Here is a 19,339-nt window from a genome sequence, read left to right as displayed (position 1 = left end):
GAAGGTGATTGGCTGGGATGTGATCTTCAAGGTTGAACGAGTAAAACAGTCGCTCCTGCCCACTCGATAACTGTCCCATCATGCTGTGTGATCCCCCGCCGGCCAATGCAGCAATTTTGCCGCAGCCCAGACATGGGAGCTACTTTTTCAACAGAATCGGCCAATTGCTGCCTTTCACGACCGTCCGCTTTGGGGATAGAGGGTGTCAAAGCCGATTAGCCGCTTCTACGCCGGAACGTTTTGGCCAGCACGCCTGGGGAGGTAACCGGTGAGCAAGGAATATTGACCTGGTCGACCAAGGGCAACTGCCTACCGTTTTCTGGAACAGGTTTTGGGCCGGGCGATTTTCGCCTGACCGCCACGTGCAGGTATGCTCAGGACGAGCTAGAGCAGGCATATAGCAATTGGCTGGGCCAGCTTGAACGGGCACTGTCTGATCCTCTCGGAGGGCTCATTGATGTGTACGGCAGGAAGCGCGTGGTCGGCTGGAGCAGGGCCCGTCACCCTATTGTCTGCTTCGCCGTTGTTGGCGTAGCGCTGAATCTCGAAAAGGCGATATCCGTCATTCAATGTCGGTGCTAACAGTAGCATCACGAGGCGCAGGCAATTTTCGGTTAGCAACAATAGCAACACCTCAAAAACGCTTTCGGCACACGTATTGAAGTAAAAGAAACTTTCGCACATAGGTATCTATGTGATTTTTACAGCTACTTCTAAATATTAACCAGCTGCAGCCTTCCTTGAAGCTACAGAAATTCTCACCTGTCGAGACCTGAAACTCTCAATGCTTAATAAGACCTCATTGAAGCACTTCGCTTAGTCGTTGCATACCTGGCTTCTTAAAAGCCATACGAATCGCCTGCTCTAGGATGTGAGTGTTCGTCGCACGGATGTACGAAAGGCCAATGTAGGACTTTTTGTCATCCTTCGCTCCAATGTAAAACGCACCATCAGCAGTCCAGATATGCACTTGCTGCCAGGAGCAACGAACCTGCTCGTTTGCTCCCAAAAATTTGTGTTTAATTAACGTAATACCATCATCCCGAAGAATCGCCTCACCGAAACGGACTTGGTTGCCCGCCTTCAATGTCTCAAGTAGCTCAGTCAGTAATCGAATGACGACTGCCCGCCACAGCTTCTCAAGAAAAGTGGAATATGTAGACTCTTTCTTTAGCTCAATAACGGCTTCTGAATGATCGTCTCCAAATGCAATGGTATAGGTGGTGCCCATCGGAATGCCGTTTACAGAGCGACGTACAGAGCCCCACCGCAAACGCGTAACGGCGTCTAGGGGAAAACGTTGATTTTTCCAGGCAAGGCCATCCGGCGATATACTTAATATGTCTTTGAACATCATTCCGACTTCAGCTTTATAAGTGATCTCGAGAGCCCACTCATTTTTCTGCGTTTCAGTCTTCGTTCGATTCTGAAAGATATCTGCAAGTACCTCCACGTCTTGCTCGACCCGCTCAGAGACCTCTGGTAATTTGCCAAAGAGTTCTTGTATCAGCCCGGTAAGCCTCTGCGAATGGATAAGCATGTCGTGCTCGTTAAACAGATCGATCGCAAGGCTCCGAATAGAGTATGCGAGCTCGTAGCTCGGTTCGTGATCTATACCCCTCGCCCTAGCATTCAACTGAATTGGTTGTGCGACCTTATTCCAATTGCGCGCAACCGCCTCGAGATTGTCCACTATCGGTTTTACAACACTCTCACCTGAGTTTGCTAGCTCTCGGGCCGCCTTAATGAGCTTTTGGGCGTTCTCTGCCTCTTTCTGTAGAAACCCCTGCGTTTCGACGGAATAGCTGTCCACAAGGTCGTCTATCAACTCTGGTGCATGAGTCTCTCCGCCGCACGTAGCGTCGTCGATGGCTGCCGTCATTGCCTCAACAAGTGAGAATGACGAAAGTCTATTCAGGGCATCCTTGATGGCATTACGGTAGTAACGCTTTCGTTCTGAAATTTCGGTCTCGACTTGATCGACGCCTTTGACTTCAGGAAAACCCGACACGGATCGGTCTTCGTTGATATCGCGTAACACCTCATCCGCCAACAGATCGTCAACTAGGTATGCCATCTCCGTGATGAATTCCGCGACATACATTGCAGAGTCATAGCCATCCACCGCCTCGAATACCGCAGCAATCAGATTTAGCTGCGCTAAGGTCGGCAGCCCCGAATCCTGGCGAATTGACATCGGATCCGTTTGCAAAGCTGACAAAAGCTGCGACGCCTTCCTAGGAGAAACGCCCGGCAGCCAAGCCATTTCGGCACTTAACCTTGTCCTCGGGCTGGTCAAGTCTGATCGCGCTTTTTGGCAGGCGTCATGGTCAAGCTCTAGCGACTTCTCCTCCGCAAGCTCAACGATGCGCCTTCGGTCATCCCTGATGGTAACCCCGAGTAGCGCAAATGGATTCTGCTGAAGTTGTGAGTTGTTAAGACTACGCTGACGCTGAGCACCTAGCATCGCCATAAGCTGCGGGTCCTTCAGCCCTTCTCGGGCTTGAGCGAGAACACTTTCAGGAACTGTCAACGTTAGACGGTTTCGAATTTCATGTCCGTAAATTACAATCTCTTCTTTGGAAGACAAGTGGTCACACAGTGCCAATGACAATATGAGATCGCTGTTAGTTTGTGGGACTGAATCACAGCCCTCGCAAGCCAAAAAAACACCGGCTTTATCGGACCCGCACTTGAAGCAAATCGATAACATCATGCATCCGATCTCATAATATTCGCTTACCTATACCCAGCTTCATTAAGCTCTCGACGCAAGCAACTGTAGTAGGCACCCGGACCGCTGTACTGACGGGAGCTGTTGCATTTTCGCTCAATCGCCGACTGCATCGATTCAGCTAAATTGGAAAAGGAAGGCCGCCCTCCCGATGAACGAAGAGTCACCATTTCTCGATTCAAACAGCTGTAATACCCACCCGGCCCACTGTACTGACGAGCACTATCACATGCACGCTCAATAGCAGCCTGCTCCTGCCGTGACGCACTCGATATATCAGGCCTTCCCCCAGTCGAAAGAAGGTTCGACAGCTCTCGACTTAAGCAATTGTAGTAAGCGCCAGGTCCACTGTACTGACGAGCGCTTTCACATGCGCGCTCAATAGCAATTCGCTCTGAAGATGTCGCCGAAGAAAGATCTGGACGTCCCCCAGACGACTGGAGACTTGCTAACTCTCGACTGAGACAGCTCTGATATGCACTCTGCCCACTGTATCGCCGAGTGCTATCGCAGGCCCTCTCAATGGAGGCCTTCTCCACCTGCGATATCCCAGAAATGCTCTGAGGCGCAGTAGAAGGTCGAGCGGGGCTTAAGGTAGGACCTGGCGTCAAGACCGGGGCAGTATTTTCCCTCCTTCCCTTTCGCCCAGGAACCTCTAGCTGACGGAGTAAAGCAGCATTCGCCACACCATCTACCGCAATACCGTTATCCCTTTGAAAGGCTTGTATTGCCGCTCGAGTTTTGTCCCCAAATAACCCATCAGCAGTTCCAGCATCATAACCGAGCTCATTCAACCGACGCTGAGTCGTTTGAAGCGCCAGATCGGGAGCGGCAGGAGTGAGCTGAGGGGATAGCTCTGACGGAGTTTTCGTTCCTATAGCTGAACGAGCGATGCTACTGCGTCCTTCAGCCTGTAGCTGAGCACGGTATGGCTCAACATCTTTTCGTGCGCTTTCGAGCGCACCTTGTTGGTAGCGGAACTCACCGCAACGGCTGTTGTAGTCAGCGACAAATCCGTTGAACCGATCAACGTCAGAGTTGATATGCTTGTCGATCACAATCTCTGCAGCATCAAGTCGGATTTTCTCTGCTAAACAGTAACGAATCTGTGTATTTGTAAGTACATTGTTACGGCCAACAAGAGGCTTTTCCTCTGCTTGCCGACTAGGCACTTTAGGCGGCGCGACCGGAAGGGCCCGAGCCGGCACAACTGACGTCGAGGAAGCCCCAGAGGAATACGTCGGAGCAGAGGATTTCTTGCTGTCCGGTTGGGATACTAACCAGATAGCTCCGATGACTATAGCGATAACGAACAACCACTTGATAGTTGAGGTGTCGCTCGATGGTTCAACGGGCGGTTGGTCAGTGTTTTGCGTGGGTAGGTTCGGCTTTTGGAGAGCGGCAAGACTTTCCTGCGCGGATTGTTGAGAGGATGATCTTGAAGGCCTCCTTTTCGCCTGCTGCGAGATACTGGCTAATGTGGCATCAACATCCGATATCATTCCAGAGATGCCAGCAAAGCCCTGTCCATCTCCCTGTTGTTTTCGTTCGTCTTCCGTTGCCACTTCCTTGCCCTCAAACAAAACCGATACGACGTTGCGAACCGCCTTCACGCTCCCTGGCGGGAACCGCACGCATTGCAGTAAGTAGACTGCCCTGATCTAACCTGTCTTTTCCTGAGCGCGCAGCAAGCCTCGCACCCTCCCGCACAATAAACGCCACATCTGATAAGGGCCGTCCGGCAAGCAACCGAGCGAAGAACACCGGCTCTACGTCTTCCTCCTTCGGCAAGGTATAGAGCAGACTCTCCAACAACGACAAAACTTCCACCTCGCTGGCAAAGTCTACTTTGACGATGTGATCAAAGCGGCCTCTGCGCAAAATGGCGGGATCAATCATGTCCACCCGGTTTGTCATCGCGACAATGAGTACTTCATTTTTTGATGCCTCAGGTATGCGCCGCAGAAATTCGGCAACCTCCTCAACACGATGGTGTCCAGATCCCATATCGCGATCCGTCAGAAATGCTTCCATCTCGTCGATCACGAGAATTGATGGCGCGTTCTGAATCGCTTTGTCGAAGACCTCCGCCACCTTCTTACTGGTTTCATGGATGTAGGGGCTCGCGATACTTGACGCATCAATCTGAAAGCTCGGCCAACCAAGAAAGTCGATCAGTCGATCAACTGCGAAGGTCTTGCCGCACCCTGGCGGTCCGTGCAAAACAAGGGAGGACGGGAATTGGATTCCAAGAGCTTTGTAGCGGTCGCGATTCTGGATGATGTCGACGATATGCTCATTGATGAAAGCAGCAAGATCGGGCCGTCCAGCCAGTTCAAAGACTGCGCAAGAAGGTGCCTCATTGGCCTGGGACCCCTTACGTTCCGCTGACTCAGTGTCTGGCAGAGAGTGCGAAACCTGAGGTACACCAACCGGGACAACCTCGTCAATTTCAAATCCTGCAGCTTGGATCACGTCCTTAAGGTGAGCTGCTCCAAGCCAACTCATTGTCTGACGAAGCCTGCGAAAAGATTTTGCAGAGATGCGGGCTCCACCTGTTAGCCAATAACCGAGTACAACATCATCATCGGTTCTGGAACTGATACTGTAGGTCGGTAGCAGGCGGCTGATTTTCTCGACGTACAAGGCGTCTTGCAATGGGGATTCTGAATCTATATCACGCGTTGCCTTTAGCGACCCTGCAAACGATAGCGCCTCTACTTTAGTACCTGGAGATACCCCCTCGGTGAGCGGGCAAAGAATATGGTTTGAGTCGCAAGAAATCGCCCAAATACGCTGATCCCCAAAGTTGAATACTCTGAAGAGACTTGACTCAATCAATCCCGCGTCAATCCAACGATGGACGAGTTCGTCATGGGCAATCAGAGCTCGCCCACTGTTCTGAGTCTCCAAAATCTGCCAGTTAGTGCTCTCAAAAAGTACAACACGCGCCTTGGCACCATCCGGCAATTTGTATCCAACAGGAAGCCAAGCATCAAGGGCCATAGATTAACTCCGCACAATATTAGCGCCAGCCAACATTTTATCTTCACCGGCTGAACAAATACGCACCGAGTCGAGATGAAAGACTATCGTACGCAGCTTATCGATATCATTCGCTTTTAGCGCTTCGGTGCCGACGTCGACTAACTGCGCATGCTCTCTCGCATCCGGGAACAGGTAGACGTCCTGTGCAAGCCATTTGAATCGATCTATTACAAACCAATCCTGACGCCAAAGAATACCGAAGTTTTTCCCGCGCAAATCGTCCAGATGAGACTCGAAATCACGATTATTATTTTCTATCGCTCGCAAGGCTGTCTTGGCAAGATTATCGAAGGTGTTAGCTTCAGTCGGACGAGCGTGCTCACGCACTACTTGGTCGAAAAACTCGACTGTTTTATCAAGTTCTAGCTGACGAATATCCTTCAAATTCTCCTTGCGCGCGCGCGCCATTAACCGCTTGGCCTCTTGGACGTTATCCATCGCCTGCTTCGCCGTTTCGGGGTCGGATTCACCGGCCTTCATAGACTCCGCTTGTTGTAGTTTCTCTCGTGCTTGATCCAGTCGCGGATCGTCAATTTTTGATGCCATCTCTTCGAGACGTTGGAGAGTTTGTACCGATTGCTCCTCGATTAGCTTTGATGCCTTTGAATAGTCAATTTCGCCGTCTTGCCGTGAGTAGAAATTACGACCGCTGTGAAACAACCCCCCAATTGARGGTACCGAAACCTCCATCATGATATTTCCGGAGTCGTGTACTTCGTAATCACAGATCATTTCAGCGCCAGCCGAGATGACGCCATCCTCAAAGTCAGATCCCTTAATCTCAAACATTCCGATAAATCGATTGTCGGTTACTGGGTCAGAGATCTCACCTTCCCATAACTTGAACTTGATTGACCCTGTACTTCCTGCCTTAAGTGACTCCTCGGTTCTGAAAATCTTCTTGCCCTTCTTTGGCAACTGATCTCCTTCGCGAACAAAAAAATCGAGGATAACTCGCCCGCCAAGCTTATCGCGCGCTTCAACGCCAATCGAATGCGATGCTGGAATCGCATCGATACTGGCTGCTGTTCGCGAGATAATGATCTTGTCATCTTGAAGTGTTACTGGACCGCCCTTCGAGTCAAATACGAAAACCTTGAACGTATTCTCTCCCGGTTTGGCAAGGTTAAGCTCGATAGCGAAGCCATCCTTAAGAGCCACCCGGCCAGAAGACCAGCCGGTGTCGAGGCTATCAATCTGGAACTCAACGCCCGCGGCGGTACTCCCTGCAACCTTAGCTACGACTTTTGCTTTCGAATCCGGTGTCCGTGCTATGTAGTTGAAAGAGAGGTCTAGCGCACCTCCCGTGGTGAGTGTTCCTCTTCCACTCTTCCGACCACGGCTTTGCGATCCCCAATCAATCGATTCCGCAAAAACAGCCGCACCCTCTGCCACCGCAGTCATGGGGTTTACGTCCGTGGATGCCGCTATACCCAGCTCAAACGCGACCCGGTCACGTAGGGGTTTGTATTGTGTAGGCCCACCAACAAACACGATTCGTTCAACATCGTGAGAACTCAGACCTGCCTTATCAAGTGTTTCGCGCGCGGACTGGATTGACTCATCCACCTTGCTCGAAATCAACTCATCAAGACGCAATCTAGTAAAAATAATGTCTACATATATTTCCGAACCGGATTCATCACTAATACCAAGGTCAGACTCTGTGAGACTGATTACCGAGTCTTCCTTCGCGGAAAGCTCAATTTTCGCTTTCTCAGAGGCCCAAAGACACATTCTCAGCAGTGATTTGTACTTTTGGTTAGCAGTAAAATCTTCGGGGAGGTGAAAGTTCGATATTAGCCACGGTTTGACTACATTATCGAGAATGGAACGATCGAAATCTGTGCCGCCACACATTGCAACACCACCGTGAGCCAACAGGCTGACCCGACCACTGATACTTTCTGCGATGGCAATATCCAACGTCCCACCACCGAGATCGAAGACCAGAAAAACGCCATCACCTCTTCGTTGCTTCATGACGCACATAACAGCCGCAACTGGCTCTTGCATCAACGCAACGCTGCCCAGGCCAGCCATTTCTGCTGCTGCCAACGTTGCGTCTTTTTGCATCTGATTGAACGCCGCAGGTACTGTAATAACCGTTCCCGTCGCTCCGCTGTTCCTGATGTCTTCTGGGAGATACCCGAAACACAGTTTAAGAACCTCAGCCGAACACTCCTCTGGAGTCATGATAACGTTCACGGCAGCAAGCTTTACTGGGGTGTTTGTCCCCATCATTCGCTTGAATTTCGTAGCTGCGTTATCAGGGTTCTTGGCAGCACTATCGTACGCACGCTTACCCAAATACTTGTTGCCGCGCCTATCGATGAAAATGGCAGATGGGGTGACATCGTTTTGATCGGGGCTTTTGTAAAGACGCACCGACTCGCCGTCGTAAGAGCAAATTGCACTGTTCGTTGTGCCCAAGTCGATTCCAACGTACTTCATGCATGCACCTTCCTTAGCATCACCGTGCCCTGTTTTCTTAAGCCTTCAGGCCCCATGATGATGGGTTCTACCATTTGATAAATTAGCAACAGGTCATCAGGACCGAAATCACCAATATTGATAGCGGAGACTGCCATTCCTGGGTCGAATGACTGGCCCTCGACGTTCACTAGCTTCAATCCGCTTGCATCTAGGCTCTCTTCGATTTTCTTTTGAAAGTAGCGGACCTGGTTTACATATCGACCAGCTTCTCCGGCATCCATTTTGTTTACGACGCGGGAAAATAGGCGGGAAAAACGCCAGCTTTCAACAGCCATTTCGATCAGGGACTGCTCTAGTTGGTCCGTGGTAAAGCTCTGCTCGCCAGTCATTTTTTCCCCTTATTGACAACATCAAAATTTAAAGTCTTGAGCTAAAGCTGCCGGTATGACCGATGGACGATCTCCGCTTATTTATGCATAGGTATACCCGCCCACGCATCAGATCCAGTCACGCCAAAGCTCGAAATCTTGCGGGCACTCTAGGCGAAGGAAGTATCAAACGCCATTTGCCATCAATCCAGAACGCCAGCATGCAAAGTAGGGTAGTCCATTTCGATGCGAGATTTTTTTTGCAAGGTCATCCTTTAAGGTGCCAGTCGTTATATCTTCGCGACAGATGCGGGAGAAATTCACCGAATCAGGCTGCGTAAGGTCTCGCAGGAGCAATGCGTTGCCGAAGCACAGTTAGCCGAGCGTGTCTGTCCCGTGAGCGCGAACGCCACCGGGTGGGTCAGACGTCTTCACTGGTCCTTGAAGGACTGAATGTCATGTGGCCGGGCATTGCGCCGTCGCGCTCAGACCGTAAGTAAAAGTTTATAGGATGGGGGGCTGTCAGCCTTTCATTTGGCGACAGCGCTTTATCATTTCATGACAATCCACGACCTTTGATCCGGGACAGTATATGGCGTTGCTTGAGTCTGTTTTTGAGTGGTAGGCATCCCCAATCCGGGCGTACCGATATGTCGTTATGTGTGAATGACGCGGCTAACAGCCAACAACATGGCTTGGAAGGCCAAGATAAAAAACAAACAGCTTTTGTTTGGATGAGTACTGAAGTGGCCCTAACCAGTAGTTCTACGAGCTCGGCTGGCCGTGCAAGGCGTCAGCGGACGCCCCTGCTCCTATTCTTGCCTTGGCGAACTGGATTTCGCTTTGAAGGTCGGGCAGCGGTCTCCATGTAAGGAATTATCTCCTGTACAACAGGGCCGCCTCACTCACATGCCTCCTGCAATTGCTGTGCAAAAAGGGGCGAGAAGAGCTCTGTCTCTGCTTTTTGCCACCAAACCGTATCATCTCCGTTGTCGGTAAGCGCAAGCAGGTCATGCGCCAAGAACACTTCAAAGCCCGCGCGCGCCACCTTGTCCTCGGCGTTGAGCTCGTACAAGCCCTCCTGAGCGAGCATCTTCTTCACGATCAAGGGCATTAGCCAGGTAGAGAAGATCAGGTGGTTGTGACGGGGCCACAGGCTTCCCTGTTGACCCTTCGCGGGGCCATGAGCCGCGGCGTTCCGAGCTGCGCTGAAATCGTGAACCCACGCGTCTAGAGGACGCTCAACATTGCTGTCCCAGTGCTTGCGCCACGTCGATTCGTCCTGACTGCCTTTGTGCCAGATGGGCGGATTTGGTAGCTCGGCAAAATGCTCGTTGATGGCCTTACGAAAGGCTGGCTTGTCATGCGAAGCCCCGAGCAGTGTGTCGATGGCCACCCTCATCAGGATCAGTTCAGATCTCTCATCCAGGGATGAAGCATCGGTGTTGGCTCTCAGGAAGGCTACGATCGCCTCATCAATGCGTTGCTTTAGCTCACCATCTGGTATTCGGATCAATGCTTCCATCAGAGGAAAGTCCAGCGAAACGCGAGCACTGTTGTCGACGTGATAAGGCCGTATGAACTTTAGCCCCCTATTCCCCGCCAACATGTTTTGTGTCCCGCCGTCACGTCGTCGGGTTGTGATGCACGAATGAGAGGGCGAGCCAACATCGAATCGCTGCGCCACGATTTGAAGCGTATCAGCATTGTAATACCCAAATGTGGAGCACAGTCTTCGGCCCGCTAATGCCGAGAATGCGAGGTAGGAGCCTTGAACCAAGCGGTGTTGGATCTGTGCATCGGATACATCGAGGCCTGGTGCGTCATCGTCCCAAATGATCAGTACCGCCTGGTGGATCGGACGAGGGGATTGAGCTCCATAACCACGATCCCCGTAATTCCCGAGAACGCCATCTAGAGCTTCCTGCGAGATGCCCAGCAGTTCACCGGGAAGTCGTCTCCTCTCGTACGGGATCAAGCGCATGCCTGCAATCCTCCGTTCCTCGCTCACCGACGTCCAAGGTAAGAAAAACAGAACCGCCATAATGCTCCCCCGTGTTGCTCAGACATTGAGCTCGAACCCTCAGTCACAAGCCAAAGCAGTCGTTAGATGCGGCCACGCCAACATCAGGATCTAACAAATGCTTCGCGCCGCAAGCTTTCAATATACGCCCAAGTAGACCAAGCGCTTCTCCTTCCCAAGCAACAAACACGAATGTGGAGCACTTGGAGTAGCAGGCGAACGCTTTTGCCTCATTGCCCCTGGGCCACCCCACGGCAGCCGGGGGGCACTACCCACCGGCAGGCCGGCCGCGAATGCTGGGTAGGCACACATCATTGTGCAATGGCTGTGCATCAAGGCCGCCTATCAGCCCTTCGGTAAATCCGTCGCTGTAATAAAACTTGAAACATTTCACAGTCTTGTATTGATCAGACCTGTTTGATTCCCGGCTAAGAGTGATCATTCAGCGCATGAAGCTTTCTAAAGAATCGCCGGATCACATGAAAAAGTAATGGAAATTAACAATGGTTAGCAAGGGCGAGTCTTGGAGAAGAATTTTATTACCTATAAATAATTAAAAATTATTCGCGCAAACATTAACTTTCATGCTCTTGCATGCTATACTAATTCAGTATTTTATGCTGATGAGGTCTTGGCATTATGAATGAAGTTATTATTTCTTCCGGGTGCTCCATAAGCTACTTAATCGATAGTATCAAGTTTACCGAAAAAACAAGTTTTGTATTTGAAAAAAACGCAAGTTTTTCCATAGGGGCTGAGGGCTATTTCATATCCTGCATTATCGGCCTGGCGAGAGCTGGGAATTTAGAGAAAGTCAAGATTCATCTGTCCAAGGCTGAACTGGAAGAGTACGGCATTAAGGAAGAGTCTTACCTCGTTTCCGCTTGCTTCATAAATATTTGTATTCAAGATTTGGTGATCGAGGATCGATTCGGACAGGACGTTACCCAGTACCTCGTCGAAAAAATTAGCAGTTCCGTAGATATGGATTATGGCGCATTTCAAGGTAGTCAATCATATTCGCTCTATGCACTGGATCCTTATTACGTACATCCACCGGCGCTCAACCTAGGCTCTGCGGAGCCTTCTGAGGAGGATTTTCGAACCCTTCTGAGCCCGAAAATCGAACAGTGCATGGTGGGAAGCACGGCAGAGTCTAAAGAGGCCCTTGAAAAAATAGTGAGCTCCATGAGCCTCTACGTTTTCTTGAAGGAAATTTGGGAAAACACCATTCACCACGCACGGCAGTCAACGACCTCTTTAAGATATATGAAGGTTTCAAGGGTTATCTACAATAGTCCGACAGAGATTAGAAATGCTGCCTTGCCGAAAGCTGTCACAGCTTACCTCAATGCGCGTTCTCAGAAGGAAGGCGCAAAAAAATACCTCATCATTGACATCGTTGACTCCGGTTATGGTATTTATCACACGTTGAAAGACGCGTTTCCAGGTCTGAGTAAAAAGGAAGTCGTTGAGACAGCGTTTCACCAATACAGTACTTCAAAAATCCAGCGCAACCCTATTCGGCGCGGACTGGGGTTATTCGCAGCTATGGAATGTGCCCTCAGGTTGAAAGGGCTGGTTGTGATTACCACCGCTGGCGTTCTGTGTACCAATTATGACCATCTAAAAGATCACTTTTTGGATGAAATCCAAGTGCTTCATTCAAATTTGAATTCCGACACGCTCTCAACATCAATGTCGCTAATCATGCCGGTTTGATCCATGAATCCAATAATCGTAAACTGCATTGACATAGCGGGCCCGGCGGATGTTGAACCGTTGCTAGCCATGGCGGCTCATTCATCGAGTGATCCTTTTGATAAATGCTACATTCTGGCAATGAGCCCTGATCTAGTTATAGAGATGGGTGAGGAAGACAATGCACCTATCCGAACCAAGCTCATCAATCGCTTAAATCTTGACTTCATTGGAATTGTTACATATTGCAATCAGTTTAAGCGTTATCAGGTCTACCAAGTGTCGACGGAGGCCGTGAATCTTTGCGAAGTGGATTTTGATMCAAAAGAAATTGCAGCTATTGATTTACAGCGTCTGCTGAACAAATATTCCAGCGAGAGTTTTCTGCGTGGCGGTAAGCTATATCACTTCGTAACGCCGTCGCACAATCACACAGACGCGTTTTTCCGGTTGGGTGATTCAATAAAGAACAAAGACGATTTGGACAGAGTGGCGTTCTGGTTACTGAAATCCATCGACCATTCGGATTACATATTTATTGATTCCTGGTCGATTGCGGCACTCCCCTTGCGTGCGATGCAGATGCTTTCCAAGACAACCGTTTTTGATGCTCTCCCTGCCCACCCAGCTAAGAAATATGTGGACTGCAGGTCTGTCATCTGTGCAACAACGCCGGCCTTGAAGGCGGCGACAAACCCACTGCTCATTGTTAGTGTAGACAGCAGTGGCAGTCTGATTAATGCATTCAAAGACATCTTCAGTAGTGTTTACCAGTCAAAAAAAATCTCTGTAGTGGCCGTATACTCTTTCAATGGCGGCGACCACAGCATGTGCAAAATTGACAGCAAGGTTCAACGCTTTAATTTTGATGCATGCAAGCTATGTGAAGAAGGAAGCAGAGCTGTTGAAATCCACCCGAGCGCTTACTATGTAAAGGATCTTACCGATTCTGGCGTCACGCTGTCTCAAAATATTGCCCAGATGGGAGAGGATTTCTTCAAGCGTTATAAAGATCATTTAAGCGATATGATCCTGTTCCACAAAGGTGATCACTTCAAAGGCAATACGCATTACGCTTACTATATCGATTACAACAAAATTTCTGAAACTAATATTTTTTCTCAGGAACTTATTGGGAAATTCACATCTATTCTTACACCCAACTCCCTTGTTCTGTCACTTTGCGATGATGTAAAGCTCAATGCGATCGTTGAATCTATAGGCGCGACGTATCATCATCTGCTTGCCGTCGAAAACGTACGCGATGGCGAAATTGTTAATGCTTTTGCAAAAGCTGACAAGGTCGTCATCTATGACTCAGTGGTAATCAGCGGAAAATCATTTGAGAGATTGAATAATCTCATACGGGAGACGCCCGCCATCAATAAAGAGGTGCGCGACATCACCTTTATCTGTGGTTTATATCGCCCGATATCTGAAAAATCAGAAAATAAGCTCAGAAACTGCGTAGCGTACAAAGAGCCGCCAGTAAATCGGAGCCTTCAATATGTTGAGAAGATAGTCATTCCAGACTATAACCAATTTGATTGCCCTTGGTGCCTTGAATTCAATTCGATAAACGGATCAATCAAGGCGGGCTTTAAGAATTCTGGGCGCTTTTATGACCGACTTTCCAAGCTTTCAAATGTAAAGGATGGGCTGTCCGGTAGTGATGCTTTGTTTCACATCGACTCCAGCACCGAAGGTCTTGTGCTAGGCGGGGGGTCGTACCTTGCACCGGCACAGACCAGTATCTCTGGAGTAGTGCTCGCTGTTGCTTCGTCGTTACAGCAGATGAGAACAGCGGAGGATGAGAAGCTCCGCCTTTCGCCAGGCTTCCCCTACACCCAGGTGTTGGGATCAAACAATTTTAGAAACTATTCAGAGGGGCTACTACGATCTGCCCTTATCAGGAATGCGTCCGCGATCGAGTTTGGAGTCCTGGAAAAGGAGCAAACACTCATGATTTTGCTGCCTGCGCTCGACGACCCTCAGCAAGGGAGCCTCTTGTCCGAATATCTTATTGCTGTTATATGCGGAAAACTACCACCCTTCACGTCACTGAGTGCTGCTATCAACGCTCGCCTTGATATACTTAGGGCTCAAAGCCCAAAGCTCATGGCGTTGACATTTGTCTAAATTCAGAATCGGAGGCTGTCGTTGCTTAAGATGGCATGTCTGATTCAAAAAAAACCATCAAAGCTGAAGAACAGAAGGGGCTGGCACGATGTGAGCCTTTTCTTTCAGGCCAACTCAATCTCTAGATCAGGTCGAGAAGTTTGATGAAGTCGATGCATGCATCCAGTCAATGAACTAACCGTACTTGAATCACAACTGGAGGTGGGAACGCAGATGCTAGGCGTACAAGTTCATACCTACGATGACGCCACGCCCTCGCCCCAAGCTGTCGCAACATGCCTGGACGATCAGCATCTGTGCCAGCCACCAGACGACCTAAATCCTCGGCTAGGAGGATTGCCCAGAGCCAAAGAAATTGCTAAATCGAATTAGGGACTTGCGCATGGAATTAGCGCGATTAACAGAGTCGCCTGAAAAAATGCGCGCACTGCGGTGGAGTCAATCATCCAGGTTTCCAAGTCCATCAGCCCTAGCTCGTTGAGCTTGATGTGCGTCCGCTTGAGCATCAGGGATTCCCTTAGAGGTAGGTCGGAGGCCCCCTCATGAACATAATTCTGTGAACATTCGGCACCAGCCCTCCCTCGAGAACCAACCAGCAATGTAGTACTCGATCGCTCATGAACATTAAACATCGCCCATAAGTTAAATCGTAGATTATGTCCGTATCCCTAGCGTCCGCTTTCCTCTTGGTATTCATCTCCAGCAATCGACGCTCGAACCGTCTGATCATGTATGACCCGCCTCGGGAAGCTTCGGCTCAGCGTTCGATGGCAGGCACCCAGTTCAAAGCATCAGCCGGCTACCGCTGCGGCGACAAGACCGGCGCAGCGAACTTCGCCTATGGGACATTGAAGGACTCTATAAATCTCAAAAACCACCTGCATCGTTGCGTCTTCGATCGTTCCTTCATTGCGGCATAAAACCCAGCCGTTATCTGCAATCGCTTGCTCGAACGCCTGGGTACAAGCGACATGTTCTTCCAGCTTATGGATCACCGTACTACTCAGTCCACGACGTCGTGCCGCTGCCCTTGCCCATGAAATTTCAGGGTTGGTGACAACCCCGACATGCAGATCTGGCACTTGCACGTTTCGATCAATGTTCAACTGTAGAATTTCTGCAAACGGGACTAGCCGGCGAAACGCGGCATCAGACGGGTACCAGCGATCGATCAAGATGATGCTGTCTTGTGGCTGTTTAGCCAGAACGTGCTGGGAAATCCAGGTACGGCTATCTGCAAAGCGCTCACAAACCTCCAACTCCAAATCTCGGGTGGGATTTCTGACGAGCTTGTTAACGAGGGTCATTGTTTCACGCCGATAGGGATCGCTTTTTTTCTCGCAAAGTCGGATCACCTTTTTGTTGTCCGCCCTCAGTACTTTCGTAACGGCCTCCAAAAGTGTGGTTTTTCCGGCTCCCTTGGGCCCATCTAGAGAAACAAACAGCGGACGATTCATTCTTCAAATATCGATTGATACACGGTTTTTTTTGCCCGGCTCTTGCGCTGGAACCGCTTGGCGCGGCTACCCGAATCGGGTGGAAGGCCCTATGAACAGGCATTGCTGAGCACTCTAACCCAGTTTCTGACCCAAGGGTCTCAAAACCAAGAGTCACAGTTGCTTATGAACACCGGTCATCGCCCATAAGTTAAATCATGTATCTGGTGGAGCTTCTCTCGCATCCATCCACTTCCCGGCACCCGGAAGCAATTCTTCGACGTTCACGGATCTGTCGTTGCAGTGTGCCAATTCAATCGACGCAAATCCCCTTCTGAATCTGCGCCCCGCTACATTTCGCTGAAAATCAGCCCGGCATTGGCAAACTGTTGGTTAGCGTTGTGACCCAGCACGAACAGGACGGATTCGAGGCTGAAGTTGCCGATGTACTTGCCTTGGGAAGCAATACACGCGGCGATGTGACCGAAGACACTCAGCTGGTTCTGGCTCAGGGACAGTTTCAACGCCAGCAACAGGTTTTCCGTGCCCACCAATGTATTGGAATCCGCCAGCAGACTGCGATAGCAACCTTCAACCTCGCCTCCGACGGCTGAGCCGGCGAGTTGCCGCAAGCGGTCGAGCATCGCATCGCCCAGGCGCAACGTTTGTAGCCGGTTATTGCGCAGGCGTAATTCGCCATAGCCGGGCTTGAGTCGGACTCGGCCGCGACTAAACGCAACACCCAGATTTTTCAGAAAATCGAGGTCCAGCGCTTCGTCGCTCTTGGCCTCGCCGTACAAGGACACGCGGCCGTTGATCTGGTTGTCCGCCAGCAAGGTATCCGCTTCAGCATCGCCAAGGGCCAGGGCGAAGCCGGTGTGGTTGAGCATCAGTTCCGTGCGCAAACGATCCAGCGAGAGCAGCAGTCGACGCTGGCTGGCACCCTGTTCGATATCGCTGCGCAGCGTTGACAATGCCAATATTTCATCGGTGTTGAGGACTACCTGACGGCGATCCACTTGTTGCCCGAAAGCCTTGCGCTGAGCGGCGCTGAACGCTGCAAAGGCATCGACCACCTTGCTTGGGATAGGCGCAAAAAGTTCGCCCTTGCCTGATTTCATCGCCGCCTCCAGGGGGGCGAGCAAGGGTATGGCATCAAACAGTTCCCGGGCGTGCTGTGTCCCGCTCGACGAGTAGGCGTTGATCAGGCAAGCGCTCAGGTCAATGCGCTGGGCGTCGTCGATTTGCACCAGGCTGATCCCGGGAACCGTCAGCCCCGACAGGCGCATTCGTTGCAAGCGCAAATGCTGATTGCCTTGAAAACGCAGGCACTGGTTCTCGCCCAGCATGACGATGTCGAAATCCAGAAACGTCAGGGAGGCAAAATCGAAACAGTTGAACTCTTGATTACGCAGCACCAGCCGGCTCGCGGGGCCGCTACCGTGGATGAACAGATGGGTGCCGTTCGGCGCGACCTGGTCGATGCTGTCGGCCAGGTGATGCTCGCCAGGTAGCAGGCACAAGCAGATGTCACGTTGACCCTGTTCGAGCAACGCTTTGAGCGCGATGTCGAGGTTCTCGAACTCGCCGCCGACACCGACACTGGTGCAGCAGCCACCGCCGTGGTTTTTTTGACAGAGCGCGTCGAGCGCATCCTGCACGGTATGAATGCCCTGGGCGRCCATGTCGGCGCACTTCGCCGGGTCATAGGCGACTTGTGTGGCCACGGACAGACTGGCGGAAAAATGCAGGACGTTGTACTTGCCGGCCGCTACCTGGCCGGCTTCGAGCAGTTGCGCCGTGCAGGTCTGGTTCAGCACGCCGGGCGCCAGGCTCCAGATCACGCTGGCGATACCGTCCGCGCCGGTGGCGATGATCTGGCTGGCGGTGCCGTTGGGCAGCGTGCCGTCACTGACGCTGAAGCTGACCTCGGCCCCGGCAACCGGGAACTTGCCATTGAACACCGCGACTTCCAGCGGGCTGGGCAACGGCAGGTTTTGTGGCGCCAAAGGGTTTGGCATAACCTCCTGGCCGTCGCCACCAACGTAATAGAGGTTGGTCAGTTCGGTCAGCGCCGGAAATAGCTGACGGCAATCGGACAGCGTGCTCCAGACCCCGGCCTGGCAGTTGAGCAAAGCCAACCGGGTGAAGGCGCGCAATACCCCTTGCGATGACTGGAAGGCAGGTTTATTGGCCACCAACGGCCACTCGATGTCAGCGGTAGCGGTGCGAGCGGGAATGGTCCAGAAATCCCCGACACGATACTTGCCGGGGATGAATTTGATCTCGACGCCCTCCTCCAGCTCCACCCAGCCACTGTTCAAATTGGCTGCCGCCGGGACCAGCTTCGCCCAACCGTCCCAGCGCCGCACACGCGGGTTGCTCAGGTACAGCGCCTTGTCCAGAGACCCGGTGGCGCTGGCCAGATCGAGGGTGACAATATTGCCTTCTGTCTTGAGCACCTGGACCAGAGTCCCCGGCCGGCCAAGCAGTTCGTAAGTATCGTCGAAGAATTCCAGCCAGCAGCCGGCGGTGATCGCAAGGTAGGCATCACGGCCAAGGCTGGCGACCTCGAACTCGTCCGCCGTCGGCTCGCCCAGCCAACGTACAACGCGGGTTTCAATGCTGCCGTTGTCACGCGACCATTTGTAGCGCTGGTCGGCTGAAACGCTGCCATCGTCGTGGATCTCGACGCGATACAACAGGTTTTCCAGGCGCCGGTAGCCTGCTTCCGGCGCCAGCAGGCAGGGATCTTTGGGCGGAGTGCTGGGTTCGGCGCGGGCCGCGAGCTTGCCATCGGCTGCAGTGGTCAGGGTGGTCCAGGCCGCCAGCGCGCTCAGGCAGTTCAGGTCGGCGCCGATATCACCGGCACGCAGCAACTTGACCTGCCACAGCAGTTGGTCGCGGGTCGCGCTGTCCGGCCCACCGAGGGCGACTTCGCGGATAAGCGGGTCTTCCAGCGCCGTGATGTGCCGCAGCCAGGCTTCGAGATAGCCAAGGTAGATCCCGTCCGGAGGGTCGATGGGTGCTCCGTTGTTGTCGTAGACCTTGATCTCGACCAACTGCGGCGCATTCGCCGGGGGTAATGGCAACAGACTGGCATTGGCCGGCAGCACCGGTGAGACGTTGCCCGGCAAGTGCGGCTGGCTGGTGGCCGGGACCTGGCTGGCGTTTTCGCAGAGCAAGCCTTCGACGTAGTAATGGCCGATGCCGATGCCGATGTTCTTGCCATTGCCGGTCAGCAGAAACCCGGGGTTGGCCAAGGGCCCGCCACTATGGCCAATGGTATCGACGGTTTCACTCTCGATCCGGCGATTGAGAATGTCTTGCTGCTCGTTCCAGTCCGCATCCAGCTGCACCCGCCCCTGTTGCATGCGTACGGCGCGATAGTGCTGGTCCGGCTTGTCGGTCGAGCGGGTGAGATCGGCTTTCATAGTGGTAGTCCTTGCCCGTT

Annotated in this window: 10 protein-coding genes and 1 pseudogene; 2 read left to right on the top strand and 9 right to left on the bottom strand. The window is 51.8% G+C overall.

What is annotated here, in order from left to right:
* Positions 1-799 precede the first annotated feature (799 nt).
* The 6 genes from AC1D2P_RS21150 to AC1D2P_RS21125 all read right to left on the bottom strand — a co-directional run bounded on the left by AC1D2P_RS21150 (position 800) and on the right by AC1D2P_RS21125 (position 10,630).
* Positions 800-2,590, bottom strand: a complete 1,791-nt coding sequence (locus AC1D2P_RS21150) for a hypothetical protein (RefSeq protein ID WP_477758306.1) — start codon at positions 2,588-2,590, stop codon at positions 800-802.
* A 149-nt stretch (positions 2,591-2,739) separates the two neighbouring features.
* A complete protein-coding gene (locus tag AC1D2P_RS21145) occupies positions 2,740-4,236 on the bottom strand; it encodes a peptidoglycan-binding domain-containing protein (protein ID WP_477758337.1) in 1,497 nt (498 codons plus the stop codon).
* 73 nt (positions 4,237-4,309) lie between these two features.
* Entirely contained in the window at positions 4,310-5,740 is a 1,431-nt protein-coding gene (locus AC1D2P_RS21140; RefSeq protein WP_477758307.1) for an ATP-binding protein, read from the bottom strand.
* Positions 5,741-5,743: 3 nt separating this feature from the next.
* Entirely contained in the window at positions 5,744-8,236 is a 2,493-nt protein-coding gene (locus tag AC1D2P_RS21135; RefSeq protein ID WP_477758308.1) for an Hsp70 family protein, read from the bottom strand.
* Entirely contained in the window at positions 8,233-8,607 is a 375-nt protein-coding gene (locus AC1D2P_RS21130) for a hypothetical protein (RefSeq protein WP_477758309.1), read from the bottom strand. The genes AC1D2P_RS21135 and AC1D2P_RS21130 overlap by 4 nt, the downstream gene beginning before the upstream one ends.
* Positions 8,608-9,487: 880 nt before the next feature.
* Complete coding sequence (locus AC1D2P_RS21125; RefSeq protein ID WP_477758310.1) at positions 9,488-10,630, bottom strand: hypothetical protein; 1,143 nt, start codon at positions 10,628-10,630, stop codon at positions 9,488-9,490.
* A 618-nt stretch (positions 10,631-11,248) separates the two neighbouring features.
* On the opposite strand from AC1D2P_RS21125, the gene AC1D2P_RS21120 reads away from it, so the two are divergent.
* Positions 11,249-12,331, top strand: a complete 1,083-nt coding sequence (locus AC1D2P_RS21120; RefSeq protein WP_477758311.1) for a hypothetical protein — start codon at positions 11,249-11,251, stop codon at positions 12,329-12,331.
* Between the two features lie 3 nt (positions 12,332-12,334).
* A complete protein-coding gene (locus AC1D2P_RS21115; RefSeq protein ID WP_477811576.1) occupies positions 12,335-14,449 on the top strand; it encodes a hypothetical protein in 2,115 nt (704 codons plus the stop codon).
* A 419-nt stretch (positions 14,450-14,868) separates the two neighbouring features.
* Here the strand turns inward: AC1D2P_RS21115 and AC1D2P_RS21110 are convergent.
* The 3 genes and pseudogenes from AC1D2P_RS21110 to AC1D2P_RS21100 all read right to left on the bottom strand — a co-directional run.
* Positions 14,869-14,955, bottom strand: a pseudogene (locus AC1D2P_RS21110) (IS5/IS1182 family transposase); the annotation flags it as partial.
* A 285-nt stretch (positions 14,956-15,240) separates the two neighbouring features.
* Positions 15,241-15,906 (bottom strand): dTMP kinase, encoded by a 666-nt coding sequence (locus tag AC1D2P_RS21105; RefSeq protein WP_077430168.1) that lies wholly within the window; start codon positions 15,904-15,906, stop codon positions 15,241-15,243.
* Positions 15,907-16,235: 329 nt separating this feature from the next.
* Positions 16,236-19,319 (bottom strand): DUF6519 domain-containing protein, encoded by a 3,084-nt coding sequence (locus AC1D2P_RS21100; protein ID WP_477811575.1) that lies wholly within the window; start codon positions 19,317-19,319, stop codon positions 16,236-16,238.
* Positions 19,320-19,339 lie beyond the last annotated feature (20 nt).

It is taken from the genome of Pseudomonas sp. P1_F1_2 (genome assembly GCF_056405815.1).
Note: the sequence above shows the minus strand (reverse complement) of the source record. Positions and strands in the feature narration are given on the sequence as shown.

Excerpts from the sequence above, each read along its gene's own strand:
- AC1D2P_RS21125 (WP_477758310.1), bottom strand. The coding sequence starts at position 10,630 with ATGGCGGTTCTGTTTTTCTTACCTTGGACGTCGGTGAGCGAGGAACGG.
- AC1D2P_RS21105 (WP_077430168.1), bottom strand. The coding sequence starts at position 15,906 with ATGAATCGTCCGCTGTTTGTTTCTCTAGATGGGCCCAAGGGAGCCGGA.
- AC1D2P_RS21140 (WP_477758307.1), bottom strand. The coding sequence starts at position 5,740 with ATGGCCCTTGATGCTTGGCTTCCTGTTGGATACAAATTGCCGGATGGT.
- AC1D2P_RS21145 (WP_477758337.1), bottom strand. The coding sequence starts at position 4,236 with ATGATATCGGATGTTGATGCCACATTAGCCAGTATCTCGCAGCAGGCG.
- AC1D2P_RS21120 (WP_477758311.1), top strand. The coding sequence starts at position 11,249 with ATGAATGAAGTTATTATTTCTTCCGGGTGCTCCATAAGCTACTTAATC.
- AC1D2P_RS21130 (WP_477758309.1), bottom strand. The coding sequence starts at position 8,607 with ATGACTGGCGAGCAGAGCTTTACCACGGACCAACTAGAGCAGTCCCTG.